The 17,446-nt window shown below is 71.9% G+C and carries 11 protein-coding genes; 8 read left to right on the forward strand and 3 right to left on the reverse strand.

Annotated elements, in window-relative coordinates; all coding sequences use genetic code 11:
* Positions 1–292: 292 nt before the first annotated feature.
* Together hpf and ACIPLC_RS34215 are read left to right on the forward strand one after the other, a co-directional pair.
* A complete protein-coding gene (hpf, locus tag ACIPLC_RS34210) occupies positions 293–985 on the forward strand; it encodes a ribosome hibernation-promoting factor, HPF/YfiA family (RefSeq protein WP_400476938.1) in 693 nt (230 codons plus the stop codon).
* Positions 986–1,190: 205 nt separating this feature from the next.
* Positions 1,191–1,949, forward strand: a complete 759-nt coding sequence (locus ACIPLC_RS34215; protein ID WP_400476939.1) for a response regulator — start codon at positions 1,191–1,193, stop codon at positions 1,947–1,949.
* 19 nt (positions 1,950–1,968) lie between these two features.
* Here the strand turns inward: ACIPLC_RS34215 and ACIPLC_RS34220 are convergent, their stop codons facing one another.
* On the reverse strand, positions 1,969–3,192 hold the full coding sequence (locus tag ACIPLC_RS34220) for a winged helix-turn-helix domain-containing protein (protein ID WP_400476940.1): 1,224 nt from the start codon (positions 3,190–3,192) through the stop codon (positions 1,969–1,971).
* 56 nt (positions 3,193–3,248) lie between these two features.
* Entirely contained in the window at positions 3,249–3,827 is a 579-nt protein-coding gene (locus tag ACIPLC_RS34225) for a GNAT family N-acetyltransferase (protein WP_400476941.1), read from the reverse strand.
* Between the two features lie 242 nt (positions 3,828–4,069).
* On the opposite strand from ACIPLC_RS34225, the gene secA reads away from it, so the two are divergent.
* Positions 4,070–6,832, forward strand: a complete 2,763-nt coding sequence (gene secA / locus ACIPLC_RS34230; protein WP_387814148.1) for a preprotein translocase subunit SecA — start codon at positions 4,070–4,072, stop codon at positions 6,830–6,832.
* 131 nt (positions 6,833–6,963) lie between these two features.
* On the opposite strand, the gene ACIPLC_RS34235 is transcribed toward secA, so the two are convergent.
* A complete protein-coding gene (locus ACIPLC_RS34235) occupies positions 6,964–7,404 on the reverse strand; it encodes an Rv3235 family protein (protein ID WP_400476942.1) in 441 nt (146 codons plus the stop codon).
* Positions 7,405–7,764: 360 nt separating this feature from the next.
* Between ACIPLC_RS34235 and ACIPLC_RS34240 the strand changes: the two genes are divergently transcribed.
* The 5 genes from ACIPLC_RS34240 (at position 7,765) to ACIPLC_RS34260 (ending at position 17,345) form a co-directional block, all read left to right on the forward strand.
* Positions 7,765–8,931 (forward strand): patatin-like phospholipase family protein, encoded by a 1,167-nt coding sequence (locus ACIPLC_RS34240; RefSeq protein WP_400476943.1) that lies wholly within the window; start codon positions 7,765–7,767, stop codon positions 8,929–8,931.
* A gap of 90 nt (positions 8,932–9,021) precedes the next feature.
* Positions 9,022–9,531 (forward strand): DUF6912 family protein, encoded by a 510-nt coding sequence (locus ACIPLC_RS34245; protein ID WP_400476944.1) that lies wholly within the window; start codon positions 9,022–9,024, stop codon positions 9,529–9,531.
* Between the two features lie 130 nt (positions 9,532–9,661).
* A complete protein-coding gene (locus ACIPLC_RS34250; RefSeq protein ID WP_400476945.1) occupies positions 9,662–10,321 on the forward strand; it encodes an HAD family hydrolase in 660 nt (219 codons plus the stop codon).
* Between the two features lie 150 nt (positions 10,322–10,471).
* Positions 10,472–12,097, forward strand: coding sequence for an L-glutamate gamma-semialdehyde dehydrogenase (pruA, locus tag ACIPLC_RS34255; protein WP_400476962.1), 1,626 nt, complete (start codon positions 10,472–10,474; stop codon positions 12,095–12,097).
* Between the two features lie 283 nt (positions 12,098–12,380).
* Positions 12,381–17,345 carry an NAD-glutamate dehydrogenase gene (locus tag ACIPLC_RS34260; RefSeq protein ID WP_400476946.1) on the forward strand — a complete coding sequence of 1,655 codons (4,965 nt, stop codon included), beginning with the start codon at positions 12,381–12,383 and terminating at the stop codon, positions 17,343–17,345.
* Positions 17,346–17,446 lie beyond the last annotated feature (101 nt).

Here is a 17,446-nt window from a genome sequence, read left to right on the forward strand (position 1 = left end):
TGCTTCACTCGCAGGAGGGTAGACAGGGTTCAACAGCTTGACCGCTCGCCCGCAGTATCGGGTCATACCCGGGTCCGCGCCTGGGGAGGCGAAAACCCCGTGTGAGGTGTTCGATAAGGCTCCAGGGGGTTCCAACCGTCCCTGGTGGGGAGGAAGTGAGGTGAGGGCCAGTCGTTTCCCGCCGCTGGCGGCGGGGGGCGGGGGGCCGGCAGTGGATGGGCTGGTCCAGCTGGGTCTCAGTCCGGTCCGGTAGCACCCGGATCGGCGTCAGCACGAGGGATCGGAGTTCTGCGTGGACATCGTCGTCAAGGGCCGCAAGACCGAGGTGCCCAAGAGGTTCCGCGAGCACGTGGCCGAGAAGCTGGAGAAGGTCCAGAAGTTCGACGGCAAGGTGATCAGCCTCGACGTCGAGGTGTCCAAGGAGCACAACCCGCGGCAGGCCGACCGGTCCGAGCGGGTGGAGATCACTCTCCGTACCCGTGGACCGGTGATCCGGGCCGAAGCCGCCGCCGCCGACCCGTACGCGGCGCTCGACCTGGCCTCGGCGAAGCTCGACGCCCAGCTGCGCAAGTCCGCGGACCGGCGCCGAGTGCACAAGGGCGGCAACGGCCGCACCCCCATCAGCGTCGCCGCGGCGACCGCGGCGCTGGCCGCGCTGCCGGACACGGCGGCACGGGAGGGCGAGACCAACGGGGCCGTCCGCAAGACCATGATGGGATCCCTGGAAGTGGAGGGCGAAGGCCCGCTGGTGGTCCGGGAGAAGACCCACCCGGCCGCCCCCATGGCGCTGGACCAGGCGCTCTACGAGATGGAACTGGTCGGCCACGACTTCTACCTCTTCGTGGAGAAGGACAGCGGCCTGCCGAGCGTCGTCTACCGCCGCCACGGCTACCACTACGGCGTCATCCACCTGCAGACCGACGCGTCGGCCGTCTCGGGTAGTGGTGCGGGCGGGGCGATCGGCGGAAACGACGACGAGGACTGACCGTCCGAAATCAGTCTTGGAGGGGTGACCCCGGCGGCCGAGTCCGCCGGGGTCACCGGCGTTTCGGGGCAGGGTGGCTCGACCTGGAGTCGGGGGCCGGCCCGGGAGGTCACCCGATGCGGGGCGGCGGCGTCGGAGGGTGACCGCAACGGCCGCGCGGCGTGGAATGATTGGCGCACGTTGACCCGCGAAGGGGGAGGAGCGGATGGGGGATCACTTCGGGCTGGGGCCCGCTACGGGGCCGGTCACCGGGCTGCCACCGGGACCGGAGGAGGAACCCGCGTACGCGCCGCACCGGGGTGAGCCGATCCGCGTGCTGGTGGTGGACGACCACGCGTTGTTCCGCCGGGGGCTGGAGATCGTGCTCGCGGAGGAGCCGGACATCAAGGTCGTCGGCGAGGCCGGCGACGGCGCCGAGGCCGTGCTGAAGGCCGCCGACCTGCTGCCGGACATCATCCTGATGGACGTCCGGATGCCGCGCCGCAGCGGGATCGAGGCCTGCACCGCGATCAAGGACGTGGCACCCAGCACCAAGATCATCATGCTGACGATAAGCGACGAGGAGGCCGACCTCTACGAGGCGATCAAGGCGGGAGCCACCGGCTACCTGCTCAAGGAGATCTCCACCGACGAGGTCGCCACCGCGATCCGCGCGGTCGCCGACGGGCAGTCCCAGATCAGCCCGTCGATGGCGTCCAAGCTGCTCACCGAGTTCAAGTCGATGATCCAGCGCCGCTCCGACGACCGGGACCTGGTGCCCGCACCCCGGCTCACGGACCGGGAGTTGGAGGTGCTGAAGCTGGTGGCGACCGGGATGAACAACCGGGAGATCGCCAAGGAGCTGTTCATCAGCGAGAACACCGTGAAGAACCACGTGCGCAACATCCTGGAGAAGCTCCAACTGCACTCCCGGATGGAGGCCGTGGTGTACGCGATGCGCGAGAAGATCCTCGAAATAGGGTGACCGTGGCTGCGCCCCGGCCCTAGCTCGCGAGGAGCTTCTCCAGGGCCGGGCGCAGCCGTTCGTCCGGCAGGGTCTCGACCCGGACGCCGTCGCAGCCCACCCAGGCGGCCGCCTCGCGCAGGGCCGCCGCCAGCGCCTCGACGTGCCGGGCGCCCCGTCCTCCGCCGCCGGTCAGCGAGATCTGACGGGCCACCAGGGTGCGCCCCTCCCGGGCCGGGTCGACCCGGCCCACCAGCCGGCCGCCGGCCAGCAGCGGCATCGCGAAGTAGCCGTGCACCCGCTTGTGCCTGGGCGTGTAGGCCTCCAGCCGGTGCGCCATGCCGAAGATCCGCTCGGTGCGCGCGCGGTCCCAGATCAGCGAGTCGAACGGCGAGAGCAGCGTGGTGCGGTGGCGTCCGCGCGGGGCGGTGGCCAGCGCGGCCGGATCGGCCCAGGCCGCCGCCGCGGCGCCGTCCGGGCCCCAGCCGGCCACCTCGACCGGGACGAGCCCGCAGTCCGCGAGGACCGGGTCCAACTCCTCGGCGCGCAGCCGGTGGTAGTCCAGCAGGTCGGCCCGGGTGGCCACGCCGAGCGCGGCCCCGGCCTGGGCGACCAGGGTGCGCACGCACTCCCGGTCGGACCGGTCCTGCCCGAACAGCGCGTCGGGGATGGCCTGTTCGGCCAGCGCGTAGACGCGCTTCCAGCTCCGGCGCTCGGTGCAGACCACGTCGCCGAAGGCCAGCGCCCGCTCCACCGCGATCTTGGTGTCCGACCAGTCCCACCACTCGGCGGTCCGTTTGGCGCCGCCCAGCTCCGTGGAGGTCAGCGGCCCCTCGGCGCGCAGCTTGTCGAGCACGTGCCGGTACGTCTCGGGCGTGACCTGGTGGCCCCAGAGGTGGCCGCGCTCGCGGTAGCGGCGGCGCCGGAACGCGAACAGCGGCCACTCCTCGACCGGCAGGATGCAGGCCGCGTGCGACCAGTACTCGAAGCTCGTGCCCGCGCCCCAGTAGGCCGCCTCGACGGCCGGGCGGCCGACCGCGCCGAGCCGGGCGTACGGGACCAGTTCGTGCGAGCGGGCCAGCACCGAGATGGTGTCCAGCTGGACGGCGCCCAGGTGTCGCAGCACCCCGCGCACCCCGGCCCGGCGGTCCGGCGCGCCGAGCAGGCCCTGGGCGCGAAGGGCGATCCGGCGGGCTTCGTCGGCGCTCAGGACGGTGACGGGCGGCGGGCCGGCGGGGGAGTCGGCGGCAGGCGGGGCGGTCATGTCGGCGAGGGTAGCCCGGGCCACCGACAACCGGCCGGGGTGCGCCGATGCGGAGGTCAGGGCCGGAGGTCCGGGAGGTCCGGGAGGTCCGAGGCGAGCAGCGAGGCGACCCAGGCGTCGTGGAAGACGCCGCGCTGCTCGGCGTACGAGCGCAGGGTGCCCTCGAAGCGGTAGCCGACCTTCTCGGCCACCGCGCGGGAGCCCTCGTTGCCCACGTAGGCCTGCCATTCCAGGCGGCGCAGACCGAGCTCGACCAGGCCGTGGCGGGCGACCGCGCGGGCGGCCTCGACCGTGTAGCCGCGGCCGCGGAACTCCTTCGTGGCCCACCAGCCGACCTCGGCGGCGCCCGGGTCGCCGTGGCGCAGCACGAGGCCCTGGGTGCCGACCAGGACGTCGGAGCCGCGCTCGAACACGCACCAGATCCGGTTCTCGCCGGTGCGCCAGCCGTTCGCGGCGAGATCGCGGACGAAGTACTCGGCGTCCTCGCGCCGGTACGGGCTCGGGACGACCGTCCAGCGCTGGATCTCGGCGTCCTGGCAGGCGGCGAGGACGGCGTCGACGTCGGACTCCTGCGGGGCGCGCAGGACGAGGCGGTCGGTGGTGAGGGTGACGGGCTCGGTGCGGGGCTCTTCCATGGGCGGATTATTCCGTGGAAAGAGGAATTCGGGCATCCGAATATGGAGCCAACTCCTCGACACGCTGACCGGTTTGTCCCGGTGGGCGGTGCTATCGGATCAAGTGCTCGCGCGGGTGACACGGGAATACCGTGCTGACGCACCTCCCGGGGCCTTGGACTCCTCGCATACGATGGCCCGTGCGGTGGGGTGAACCCGCCGTGCAGTCGTCCAGTGCCAATACAGGCAAGGAGCCCGCCCAAGTGTCCGTCTTCGACAAGATCCTGCGCGCCGGCGAAGGCAAGATCCTTCGCAAGCTGCAGCGGATTGCTGCCCAGGTCAACTCCATCGAAGAGGACTTCGTCAACCTCACCGACGCCGAGCTGCGCGCGCTGACCGACGAGTACAAGCAGCGGCTCGCGGACGGCGAGACCCTGGACGACATCCTCCCCGAGGCGTTCGCCACGGTGCGGGAGGCCGCCAAGCGGGTGCTCGGCCAGCGGCACTACGACGTCCAGCTCATGGGCGGTGCGGCACTGCACCACGGGTACGTCGCCGAGATGCGCACCGGCGAGGGCAAGACCCTCGTCGGCACCCTGCCGGCGTACCTGAACGCGCTCACCGGCAAGGGCGTCCACCTGATCACCGTCAACGACTACCTCGCCGAGCGCGACTCGGAGTGGATGGGCCGGGTGCACCGCTTCCTCGGCCTCGAAGTCGGCGTGATCCTCGGCAACATGACGCCCGCCGAGCGCAAGCACCAGTACTCGATGGACATCACGTACGGCACGAACAACGAGTTCGGCTTCGACTACCTGCGCGACAACATGGCCTGGTCGAAGGACGAACTCGTCCAGCGCGGCCACAACTTCGCGGTCGTCGACGAGGTCGACTCGATCCTCATCGACGAGGCCCGCACCCCGCTGATCATCTCCGGCCCGGCCGACCAGGCGACCAAGTGGTACGCCGACTTCGCCAAGCTGGTGCTGCGCCTGAAGATCGACCGCGACTACGAGGTCGACGAGAAGAAGCGCACCGTCGGCATCCTGGAGGAGGGCGTCACCCGGGTCGAGGACTACCTCGGCATCGACAACCTCTACGAGTCGGTGAACACCCCGCTGGTCGGCTTCCTGAACAACGCCATCAAGGCGAAGGAGCTGTACCGGGCGGACAAGGACTACGTCGTCATGAACGGCGAGGTCATGATCGTCGACGAGCACACCGGCCGCATCCTGGCCGGCCGCCGCTACAACGAGGGCATGCACCAGGCGATCGAGGCGAAGGAGGGGGTGGAGGTCCAGAACGAGAACCAGACGCTGGCCACCATCACCCTGCAGAACTTCTTCCGCCTGTACGACAAGCTCGCCGGCATGACCGGTACCGGCACCACCGAGGCCGCCGAGTTCCACCAGATCTACAAGCTCGGCGTGGTGCCGATCCCGACCAACAAGAACCCGCTGCGCATCGACCAGCCCGACCTGATCTACAAGTCGGAGCCGGCCAAGTTCGCCGCCGTGGTCGAGGACATCGCCGAGAAGCACGAGAAGGGCCAGCCGGTGCTGGTCGGCACCGTGTCGGTGGAGAAGTCCGAGTACCTCTCGCAGGAGCTGCGCAAGCGCGGCATCCCGCACGAGGTGCTGAACGCCAAGCACCACGAGCGCGAGGCGCAGATCGTCGCGCAGGCGGGCCGCAAGGGCGCCGTGACCGTCGCCACCAACATGGCCGGCCGCGGTACCGACATCATGCTCGGCGGCAACTCCGACCACCTCGCGGCGGCCGAGCTGGCGCAGCGCGGGCTCACCCCGACCGAGACCCCGGAGGAGTACGAGGCCGCGTTCCCCGCCGCCCTGGAGAAGGCCAAGGCCTCGGTCAAGGCGGAGCAGGACGAGGTCAAGGAGGCCGGCGGCCTCTACGTGCTGGGCACCGAGCGGCACGAGTCCCGCCGGATCGACAACCAGCTGCGCGGCCGCTCCGGCCGTCAGGGCGACCCGGGCGAGTCCCGCTTCTACCTGTCGCTGGGCGACGACCTGATGCGCCTGTTCAAGGCCGGCATGGTCGAGCGCGTGCTGTCGATGGCCAACGTGCCCGAGGACGTGCCGATCGAGTCCAAGATGGTCACCCGGGCGATCGCCTCCGCGCAGACCCAGGTCGAGCAGCAGAACTTCGAGATCCGCAAGAACGTCCTCAAGTACGACGAGGTGCTGAACCGCCAGCGCGAGGTCATCTACGGCGAGCGCCGCCGCGTGCTGGAGGGCGAGGACCTGCAGGAGCAGGTCGGCCACTTCATGGACGACACCGTCGAGGCCTACGTCAAGGCGGCCACCGGCGAGGGCTTCGAGGACGACTGGGACCTGGAGAAGCTCTGGACGGCGCTCAAGCAGCTCTACCCGGTCACCCTGGACCTGGAGGAGCTGGAGGAGGAGGCCGGCGGCCCCGCCGGGATGACCTCCGAGTTCCTGGTCAAGGTCGTCCAGGAGGACATCCAGGCGCAGTACGGCGCCCGCGAGGACCAGCTCGGCGCCGAGATCATGCGTGAGCTGGAGCGCCGGGTCGTGCTGTCGGTGCTGGACCGCCGCTGGCGCGAGCACCTCTACGAGATGGACTACCTCCAGGAGGGCATCGGCCTGCGGGCCATGGCGCAGCGCGACCCGCTGATCGAGTACCAGCGCGAGGGCTTCGACATGTTCACCGCGATGATGGAGGGCATCAAGGAGGAGTCCGTCGGCTACCTGTTCAACCTGGAGGTCCAGGTCGAGCAGCAGGTCGAGGAGGTTCCGGTCGCGGACGCCGAGGTGCTGCTCGACAAGCTGGAGAAGGACGCCGCCCGCCCGGAGATCAAGGCCAAGGGCCTGGAGGCCCCGAAGCCGCAGCGGCTGCACTACACGGCCCCCTCGGACGAGGTCGGCGGCGGTGTCATCGAGGGCGACTTCGAGGACCTCGCGCCGGAGGACGAGGGCGACGGGCTGACCCGCGCCGAGCGCCGCAAGGCCGCCAAGTCGGCCAAGGGCCGCCGCCGCAAGGGCTGAGCAGGCCGCAGGACGCCGCACAGGGCGCCGCTCCCGGACGGGGGCGGCGCCCTGTGCCGCCCCGGGCCGCCGCGCGGTCGTGGTGGCCGCTGCGGCCCTCCTCGCCGTCCTGGTCGTGGCGGCCGCCGTGGTCATCGGGCCTCCACCGCGGTGCACTGCCACTGCCCGGCCTGGCCGCGTTGCTCCAGCCGGAAGGCCACCATGTGGTGGCGTCGGCCGAGGTCGACCCGGACGCAGGCCTCGACCGCGTCGGGCGAGGGCGACCGGTCGTGCACCGGGCCGAGCCGGGGCCGGTCGGCGGCGCCGCCGCGGCGCAGCGCGCCAGCCCGGACCAGGGAGGCGAGCTGCCCGTAGCCGTCCAGGCTGGTGTGCCGCATCAGCTGGCCGGAGGGCCGGGCACCGGTGAGCACCTCGACCAACTGGTGGGCGAAGCGGGAGGCCAGCGTCCGGGGGTCGTGGCCGCCCGGGCCGGGGCAGGCGGCGCGGGGGTGGCGCGGGCGGCGCCCGGCCGGGTCGTGGGCGGCGGCGGTGCGCGGCCGGCGGTGCGGGCGGGCGGTGAGCGGTGCGGTCACGGCGGGCTCCTCGGCGGGGTGGTGCGGGTACGGACGGGTCCTTGCTAGCGGTGCTCCGCGTCGGGCGGCAAGGGCTTTTGCGTCCGGCTCCGGGGCGACCGGCAAGTTCACCTATCCGAGTGAATTGATCAGTGCGGTGACGGGTCCGTCGCGCGGTCGCACGGTGCCCGGTTGACATGGGTGGACGGGCCGTACGGTCCGAAAGAGGACGGTCCGATGCGCCGGACCGGGTGGGCCGAAGCGCCGCCCCCGTTGCGCCGCCGGGCCGTTCGCGCGCACCATCGGAGCCTGACCGGGAACCGCGCGGAGCGGGGTGGGGCCGAGCGGCCCCGACCGCACCCACGACGACGGGCGGTCGCGATGACGACACGGGTAGCGGCGGTGCCGGCCCCGGCGGCCACGGGCACCGCCCCGCCGGCCGGGGACGCACCCCGGCGCGGCCTGGTGCTGGGCGGCGGCGGGATGCTCGGAGCGGCCTGGACGGTCGGCGCGCTCTGCGCCGTCGAGGAGGCCACCGGCTGGCGGCCGGGCGGCGCGGACGTGCTGCTCGGCACCTCGGCGGGCTCGATCCTCGGCGCGATGCTGGCCGGCGGGGTCCGCACCGAGCAGCTGCGCGACCACCAGCGCGGCCTGCCGGTCACCGACGGCCCGCTGGCCGGGGTGGCCTTCGACTACGACACGGCCGTCGGCGGCGCGCTGCCGCCCCGCCCCCGGGCCGGCATCGGCTCGCCCGACCTGCTGCGGGACGCCGTCCGGCACCCGCGCGAGTACCCGCTGCTGACCATGGTGTCGGCGATGGCGCCGCACGGCCGCGGCTCGCTGGCCCCGGTCGGCGAACTGGTGCGCGGCCTGCTCGGCCCGGGCGGCTGGCCGCCGCCGGGCGCCGACGGCGAGGCCGGGGCCGCGGCGCTGCGGGTGGCGGCCGTGGACTACCGCAGCGGCCACCGGGTGGTCTTCGGGGACCCGGACGCCCCGGCGGTCGCGGTCGCCGACGCGGTGATGGCCTCCTGCTCGATCCCCGGCTGGTTCGCGCCGGTGCGGCTGAACGGCTCGGCGTACGTGGACGGCGGCTGCTGGTCCGCCACCAACGCCGATCTGCTGCTCGGCCGCGGCCTGGACGAGGTGTACGTGCTCGCCCCGATGGCCCTGTGGCTGCGCCCCCGGGCCGACCGCGCCGACCCCGACGCCGACGCCGACCCCGACGCCGACCCCGACCCCGGCGCCGGTGGGGTCACCGAAGCGGGCGGGGTCGCGGGCGCCCTCGCCGGGCTGCGCGAGTGGCGCGCCCGGGACCGCCCGCGCGGCGTGCTGGCCCAGCTGGTCAGCCGCTACCGCCACGCCGTCACCCGGCAGCTGCTGCGCGAGGCCGCGCTGCTGCGGGCCGAGGGCGTACGGGTGCGGCTGCTGGCGCCGACGCCGGCCGACCTGGCCGTGATGGGCCCGAACATGATGGACCCGGCCCGCCGCGACGCGGTGCTGGAGAGCGCCCTGCGCACGTGCGGGGAGGCCCTGCGGGCCGCCTGCTGAGTCGGGCCGAGGTGATCACGGCCGGCCCGGCGGCGCTTATTCTTGGGGCGCTGGAAGCTGTGCCGCTGGACGAACCGGAGAGTGCCACCGATGCGCGTGTACGTGCCCACCACCCTGAACGGCCTGGCGGCGGCGCACCCGGGTGGTGCCCTGGACCAGTCCGCGGCCTACGCCGTGACGCCCGCGCTGCGCGAGTGGTACGTCAGTGACGACCTGGAGGAGCTGGAGTACGCGGCGCTGAACCGGGCCGCGCAGTCCTCCCTGCGGCTGCTGGCCGCAGACCCGGACGCCCCGCGCCGCCGGGTCGTGGTGGCCCTGGACGTGGCCGACTCGGCCGTCCGGCCGTTCCCCGGCGACGAGTACCAGGACCAGGCCTCGCTCGGCCGCGTGGTGCTGGCCGGCCCGGTGCGGCTGGCGAAGGCGGCGGCGGTGCACGCGGACGTCGCCGACGGCGAGGTGGTCGAGGACGTCGCGGCGGCGGTGGCGGCGGTGGTCGCGGCCGACGCGGGCGACCAGGACGCCCAGTTCACCGTGGACGGCGCCGAGGACCACGACCTGCTCTGGTTCGCCACCCAGGAGATCCCCGGGCTGCTGGCCTGACCGCAACCGCGCAGGGCGCAGGGCAGAGCGCGGGGCGGGCGCGTGAGTGAGCGGAGCGGGCGAGCCGTCGAGAGGTGCGCGTGAGCCCCGTCCTACCGGCGTGTCGGTGGTCGGAGTTACCGTTCCGCGTGTGGCTACACACATCGTTTGGGACTGGAACGGCACGCTCTTCCACGACATGGAGGCGGTGCTCGGCGCGAGCAACGCCGCGTTCGCGACCATCGGCATCGGGCCGATGACCATGCGGGAGTACCGCGAGCAGTACGAGATCCCGATCCCCCGGTTCTACGAGCGGCTGCTCGGCCGGATGCCGTCCGAGGAGGAGTGGCTCCGGCTGGACGAGGCCTTCCACGACCGCTACCGCGAGCTGAGCCCGGCCTGCGGGCTGACGGACGGCGTGCACGAGCTGATGGACGGCTGGCGGGAGGCCGGGCGCAGCCAGTCGCTGCTGTCGATGTACGAGCACGAGAAACTGCTGCCGCTGGTCGACGCCTTCGGCCTGACCGGCCGGTTCCTGCGGGTGGACGGCCGCAGCGGCCCGTCCGGCGGCCAGAAGGCGGAGCAGTTGGCCCGGCACCTGGCCGCGCTCGGCGAGCGGGTGGATCCGGCCCGCACGGTGCTGATCGGCGACGCCGCGGACGACGCCCGGGCGGCGCTGGGCGCGGGTGCGCACGCGGTGCTCTACACCGGCGGCTCGCACACCCGGGAGAAGCTGGAGCCGCTCGGGGTGCCGGTGGTGGACAGTCTGGCGGAGGCGGTCGAGCTGGCCGGGCGGCTGGGGCGGGGCTGACCGGTCGCGGTGGGCGTGGCGGGCGCCACGTCCGCCGTCCGCGTGTCTGAGCGGGCGGATCGCGCGGCCGCTGGTCAGGCTGGACCAGGGCCTGTCCGGTGGGTCGGGCCCTCCCACCGGAGCAGTCAGCAGGACGGAGCCGCCATGCCGATCGACGCAGTCACCGAGGTGCCCCTCCCGGTCAACGAACCGGTGCTGGGGTACGCGCCCGGCAGCCCGGAGCGGGACCGGCTGGTCCGGCGGCTGGACGAGCTGGCGGCCGAGCAGATCCCGCTGCCGATGACCATCGGCGGCGAGCAGCGGTTCGGCGGCGGTGAGCGGATCGACGTCGTCCAGCCGCACCACCACGCCGCCAAGCTGGGGGTGCTCGGCAACGCCACCCGGGAGGACGCCCGCGCGGCGGTGGACTCGGCGCTCGAGGCGGGTCGGCAGTGGCGGTCGCTGTCCTTCGACGACCGGGCGGCGGTCTTCCTGCGCGCCGCCGACCTGCTGGCCGGGCCCTGGCGGGAGACCCTCAACGCGGCCACCATGCTCGGCCAGTCCAAGACCGCGCAGCAGGCCGAGATCGACTCCGCCTGCGAGCTGATCGACTTCTGGCGGTTCAACGTCGGGTTCGCCCGGCGGATCCTGGCCGAGCAGCCGATCTCCTCGCCGGGCGTCTGGAACCGGGTGGACCACCGCCCGCTGGAGGGTTTCGTTTACGCGATCACCCCGTTCAACTTCACCGCGATCGCCGGCAACCTGCCGACCGCGCCCGCGCTGATGGGCAACACCGTGGTCTGGAAGCCCGCGCCGACCCAGACCCTGGCCGCGTACTACCTGATGCGGCTGCTGGAGGCGGCCGGTCTGCCGCCCGGGGTGATCAACCTGGTCACCGGCGACGGCGTCCAGCTCTCCGCGGTCGCCCTCGCCGACCCGGCGCTCGCCGGGCTGCACTTCACCGGCTCCACCGCCATCTTCCAGTCGCTCTGGCAGACCATCGGCGCCAACATCGGCGGTTACCGGACGTACCCGCGGATCGTCGGCGAGACCGGTGGCAAGGACTTCCTGCTGGCCCACCGCTCGGCCGATCCGGCGATCCTGAGGGCGGCGCTGGTCCGCGGCGCCTTCGAGTACCAGGGCCAGAAGTGCTCGGCGCTCTCCCGGGCCTACCTGCCGCGCAGCCTCTGGCAGAAGATCAAGGACGAGCTGCTGGCCGAGGTGGACGCGCTCACGGTGGGCGACGTCACCGACCTCTCCAACTTCATGGGCGCCCTCATCGACCGGCGCGCCTTCGAGAAGAACCGGGACGCCATCGAGCGGGCCAAGGCCGACCCGACGATCGAGCTGGCGGCGGGCGGCCAGTACGACGACGCGATCGGCTGGTTCGTCCGGCCGACCGTGCTGGTCTCCTCCGACTACCGCAACGAGATCTTCCGGACGGAGTACTTCGGCCCGATCCTGGCCGTCCACGTCTACGAGGACGCCCGTTGGGAGGACGTGCTGCGCCGGGTCGACTCCGGCGCGCCGTACGGCCTGACCGGCTCGGTGATCGCGCAGGATCGTTACGCCATCGCCCAGGCGGTCGAGGCGCTGCGGTTCACCGCCGGGAACTTCTACATCAACGACAAGCCGACCGGCGCGGTCGTCGGCCAGCAGCCCTTCGGCGGGGGCCGGGCCTCCGGGACCAACGACAAGGCGGGCGCCGCCCAGAACCTCCTGCGCTGGACCTCGGCCCGCGCGATCAAGGAGACCTTCGTTCCCCCCACGGACCTGCGGTACCCGCACATGGGCTGAGAGTGAACGGGAGGCTCCGGTTTGGACATGGTGTCCAGGACGGACCGATCATCCTGCGAGTTTGCGCCTCCCTGTCCCTGTCCACCTTCGATTGATCCGGTTAGGCTGGCTGGCGTCGTCGGGTGGCTCCGCAGGACGAATCGTCCTACCCACTGCGAAGGTATTTCATGCGCGCCATGAAGCCTTTTCAGTCGGAAGGTGCGGCAGGATTGCGAGTGACCCGTCGGTGTACATCCACACACCACCGAGTCACGCAACGGCGCGCGACAGGAGCCAAGAAGTCATGCAGACCAAGCTGGACGCAGCCAAGGCCGACCTGCTCAAGAAGGCAGCCGCAGCCGCTGAGAACAGCCAGGTGGGGGGAGCGGCGCCGGGGGAAGGCCTGAGCAACGGCGCTCTGACCGCGTACCTGCACCACTACTACCTCCACACCGCGCCCGAGGACCTGGTCGACCGCGACCCGGTCGACGTCTACGGCGCGGCGGCCTCCCACTACCGGCTGGGCCTCAAGCGCCCGCAGGGCACCGCCGAGGTGCGGGTGCACACCCCCTCGGTCGAGGAGAACGGCTGGTCCTGCGGCCACACGGTGGTCGAGGTCGTCACCGACGACATGCCCTTCCTGGTCGACTCCGTCACCAACGAGCTGTCCCGCCAGGACCGCGCCATCCACGTCGTGATCCACCCCCAGCTGGTCGTCCGCCGTGACATCACCGGCAAGCTGCTGGAGATCCTGGACGTCGACGCCTGCTCCCGCAGCCAGGCCGCCGGCGCCGAGTGGCCCGCCGACGCGAGCGTCGAGTCGTGGATGCACATCGAGATCGACCGCGAGACCGACCGCGACGACCTGCGCGCGATCGAGACCGACCTGCGCCGGGTGCTCGGCGACGTCCGCGAGGTCGTCGAGGACTGGAGCAAGATGCGCGAGAGCGCGCTGCGCCTGGCCGACGAACTCGCCGAGGAGCCCCCGACCGGCCTGCCCGAGCAGGAGGTCGGCGAGGCCTGGGAGCTGATGCGCTGGCTCGCCGACGACCACTTCACCTTCCTCGGCTACCGCGAGTACGACCTGGTCGGGCACGAGGGCGAGGAGGTCCTGAGGGCCGTCGCCGGGACCGGCCTCGGCATCCTGCGCTCCGACCCGCGCGGCCACGACGACCACCACCACCCGGCCAGCGAGGCCTTCGGCCGCCTCTCCGCGCCCGTCCGCGCCAAGGCCCACGAGAAGAAGCTGCTCGTCCTCACCAAGGCCAACAGCCGCTCCACCGTGCACCGCCCGTCCTACCTGGACTACGTCGGCGTCAAGAAGTTCAACGCCGCCGGCGAGCCGATCGGCGAGCGCCGCTTCCTCGGCCTGTTCTCCTCCGCCGCGTACACCGAGTCGGTCACCCGCATCCCGGTCGTGCGCCGCAAGGTCCAGGAGGTGCTCGAAGGCTCCGGCTTCTCCAGCGAGAGCCACGACGGCCGCGACCTGCTGCAGATCATGGAGACCTTCCCGCGGGACGAGATGTTCCAGACCGCGGCCTCGGAGCTGATCTCCATCGCCACCAGCGTGCTCTACCTGCAGGAGCGCCGTAAGCTGCGGCTCTTCCTGCGCCAGGACGAGTACGGGCGCTACTTCTCCGCGTTCATCTACCTGCCGCGCGACCGCTACACCACCCGGATCCGGCTGCTGCTCACCGACATCCTCAAGGAGGAGCTGAACGGCGCCACCATCGACTACACGGTGTACGCCACCGAGTCGGTGCTGACCCGTCTGCACTTCGTGGTCCGCGTCGCCCCCGGCACCGAACTGCCGCAGCTCACCGACTCCGACATCGAGCGGATCGAGAACCGCCTCGCCGAGGCCGCCCGGTTCTGGATGGACGGCTTCCACGACCAGCTGCACATCGAACTGGGCGAGGAGAAGGCCGCCGAGCTCGGCCACAAGTACGCCAACGCCTTCCCCGACGGCTACCGCGCCGACTTCCCGCCGCGCACCGCCGTCTCCGACATCAAGCAGATCGAGTCGCTGCACGGCGAGGGCGACTTCCGCCTCAACCTGTACCAGCCGGTCGGCGCCGGCGACGACGAGCGCCGCTTCAAGATCTACCGGGTCGGCGGCCCGATCTCGCTCACCGAGGTCCTGCCGGTGCTCCAGCGCCTGGGCGTCGAGGTGTTGGACGAGCACCCGTACGCGCTGCGCCGCTCCGACGGCACCACCGCGTGGGTGTACGACTTCGGCCTGAAGCTGCGCGAGGCCACCGAGCTCACCGACGAGGCCCGCGAGCGCTTCCAGGAGACCTTCGCCGCCACCTGGACGGGCAAGGCCGAGAACGACGGCTTCAACGAGCTGGTCCTCACCGCCGGGCTGACCTGGCGCCAGGCCACGGTGCTGCGCGCGTACGCCAAGTACCTGCGCCAGGCGGGCTCCACGTTCTCCCAGGACTACATGGAGGACGCGCTCCGCAACAACACCCACACCACCCGGCTGCTGGTCAACCTGTTCGAGGCCCGGCTGAGCCCCAGCCACCAGCAGGGCGCCGCCGAGCTGACCGAGGGCATCCTGGAGGAGCTGTCCGGCGCGCTCGACGAGGTCGTCTCGCTGGACGAGGACCGCATCCTGCGCTCCTTCCTGCACCTCATCAAGGCCACCCTGCGGACCAACTTCTTCCAGCACGACGGCTCCGGCGACTGGCACTCCTACGTGTCGATGAAGTTCGACCCGAAGGCCATCCCGGACCTGCCGGCCCCGCGCCCCGCGTTCGAGATCTGGGTCTACTCGCCGCAGGTCGAGGGCGTGCACCTGCGCTTCGGCAAGGTCGCCCGCGGCGGTCTGCGCTGGTCCGACCGGCGCGAGGACTTCCGGACCGAGATCCTCGGCCTGGTCAAGGCGCAGATGGTCAAGAACACCGTCATCGTGCCGGTCGGTGCCAAGGGCGGCTTCGTCGCCAAGCAGCTGCCGGACCCGTCGGTCGACCGGGACGCCTGGCTGGCCGAGGGCATCTCCTCGTACAAGACGTTCATCTCCGCGCTGCTCGACATCACCGACAACCTGGTCGCCGGCGAGGTCGTCCACCCGGCCGACGTCGTCCGCCACGACGAGGACGACACCTACCTCGTCGTCGCCGCCGACAAGGGCACCGCGACCTTCTCCGACATCGCCAACGGCGTCGCCGAGTCCTACGGCTTCTGGCTGGGCGACGCGTTCGCCTCCGGCGGCTCGGCCGGCTACGACCACAAGGGCATGGGCATCACGGCCCGCGGCGCCTGGGAGTCGGTCAAGCGCAACTTCCGCGAACTCGGCGTCGACACCCAGACCGAGGACTTCACCGTCATCGGCATCGGCGACATGTCCGGCGACGTCTTCGGCAACGGCATGCTGCTCAGCGAGCACATCCGCCTGGTCGCCGCCTTCGACCACCGCCACATCTTCCTCGACCCGAACCCGGACGCCGCCGCCTCCTACGCCGAGCGGCGCCGGCTCTTCGCACTGCCCCGCAGCTCCTGGGACGACTACGACAAGTCGCTGATCTCGGCCGGCGGCGGCGTCTTCCCGCGCACCGCCAAGTCGATCCAGCTCAGCGCGCAGGTCCGGGCCGCCCTCGGCGTCCAGGACACCCGGCTCACCCCGGCCGAGCTGATGAAGGCGATCCTCCAGGCGCCGGTCGACCTGTTCTGGAACGGCGGCATCGGCACCTACGTCAAGGCCTCCACCGAGACCAACGCCGAGGTCGGCGACAAGGCCAACGACGCCATCCGCGTCAACGGCGACCAGGTCCGGGCCCGCGTCATCGGCGAGGGCGGCAACCTCGGCTGCACCCAGCTCGGCCGCATCGAGTACGCCGCGGTCGGCGGCCCCGAGGCGCCCTCGAACGGTCAGACGGGCGGCGGCTGGATCAACACCGACGCCATCGACAACTCGGCCGGCGTGGACACCTCGGACCACGAGGTCAACATCAAGATCCTGCTCAACCAGGTCGTCACCGAGGGCGACATGACGGTCAAGCAGCGCAACGTCCTGCTCGCCGAGATGACCGACGAGGTCGGCCACCTGGTGCTGCGCAACAACTACGCGCAGAACGTGGTGCTGGCCAACGCCGTCGCCCAGGCGCACAGCATGGTCAACGTCCACTCCCGGATGATCAACCGGCTGGAGTCGGCCGGCCAGCTCGACCGGGGCCTGGAGTTCCTGCCCACCGAGCGCCAGATCCGCGAGCGCCAGCAGAACGGCCGCGGCCTCTCGCAGCCCGAGATGTCCGTCCTGCTCGCGTACACCAAGATCACGCTGGCCGACGAGCTGCTCGCCACCGCGCTGCCCGACGACCCGTACTTCCGCGCCGCGCTGCACGAGTACTTCCCGAGCGCGCTGCGGGCCCGGTTCGCCGACGCGATCGACAACCACGCGCTGCGCCGCGAGATCATCACCACCCTGATCGTCAACGACACGATCAACCGCGGCGGCTGCACCTTCGCCTTCCGGCTGAAGGAGGAGACCGGCGCGACCTACGAGGAGATCGCCCGGACCCACACCGCCGCCCGGGCCGTGTTCGGCCTGGAGGAGATCTGGGCCGAGATCGAGGGCCTGGACAACAAGGTCACGGCCCGGGTCCAGACCAAGATGCGGCTGCACTCGCGGCGCCTGGTCGAGCGCGCCACCCGGTGGATGCTCAACAACCGCCGCCAGCCGCTCGACATCGCCGGCACCATCGAGTTCTTCCACGACCGGGTCAACCAGGTCTGGGGCTCGCTGCCCAAGCCGCTGCGCGGCGACGACCTGGTCTGGTTCGAGGCCATCTACGGCGAGCTCGCCTCGGCCGGGGTGCCGGAGGACCTGGCCACCCGGATCGCCGGCCTCTCCTCGACCTTCCCGACCCTGGACATCAGCGAGGTCGCGGACCGCTCCGACAAGGACGTCGCTGAGGTCGCCGAGCTCTACTACGACCTCGCCGACCGCCTCCAGATCACCCACCTGCTCGACCGCATCATCGAGCTGCCCCGCACCGACCGCTGGTCGTCGATGGCCCGGGCCGCGATCCGCGAGGAACTCTTCGCGGCGCACGCGGCGCTGACCGCCGACATCCTGGCCTGCGGCCCCGAGGGCGCCACCCCGGAGGAGCGCTACACCGCCTGGGCGGACCTCAACGCCACCCTCCTGAACCGCGCCAAGAGCACCCTCGACGACATAAGGGGTTCGGACAACTACGAGCTGTCCAGCCTCTCGGTCGCGATGCGCGTCATCCGCACCCTGCTGCGCACCGGTTCGATGCGCTGACCGCTCCGCTGCACGGCGGGCCCGCGTCCACCCGGACGCGGGCCCGCCGCGTTTCCACGCCCGGCCGACGGCGGCGAATTCCGGACGGTGACGGAATCATC

This window comes from Kitasatospora sp. NPDC086801 (assembly GCF_044745805.1).
Taxonomy (GTDB): domain Bacteria; phylum Actinomycetota; class Actinomycetes; order Streptomycetales; family Streptomycetaceae; genus Kitasatospora.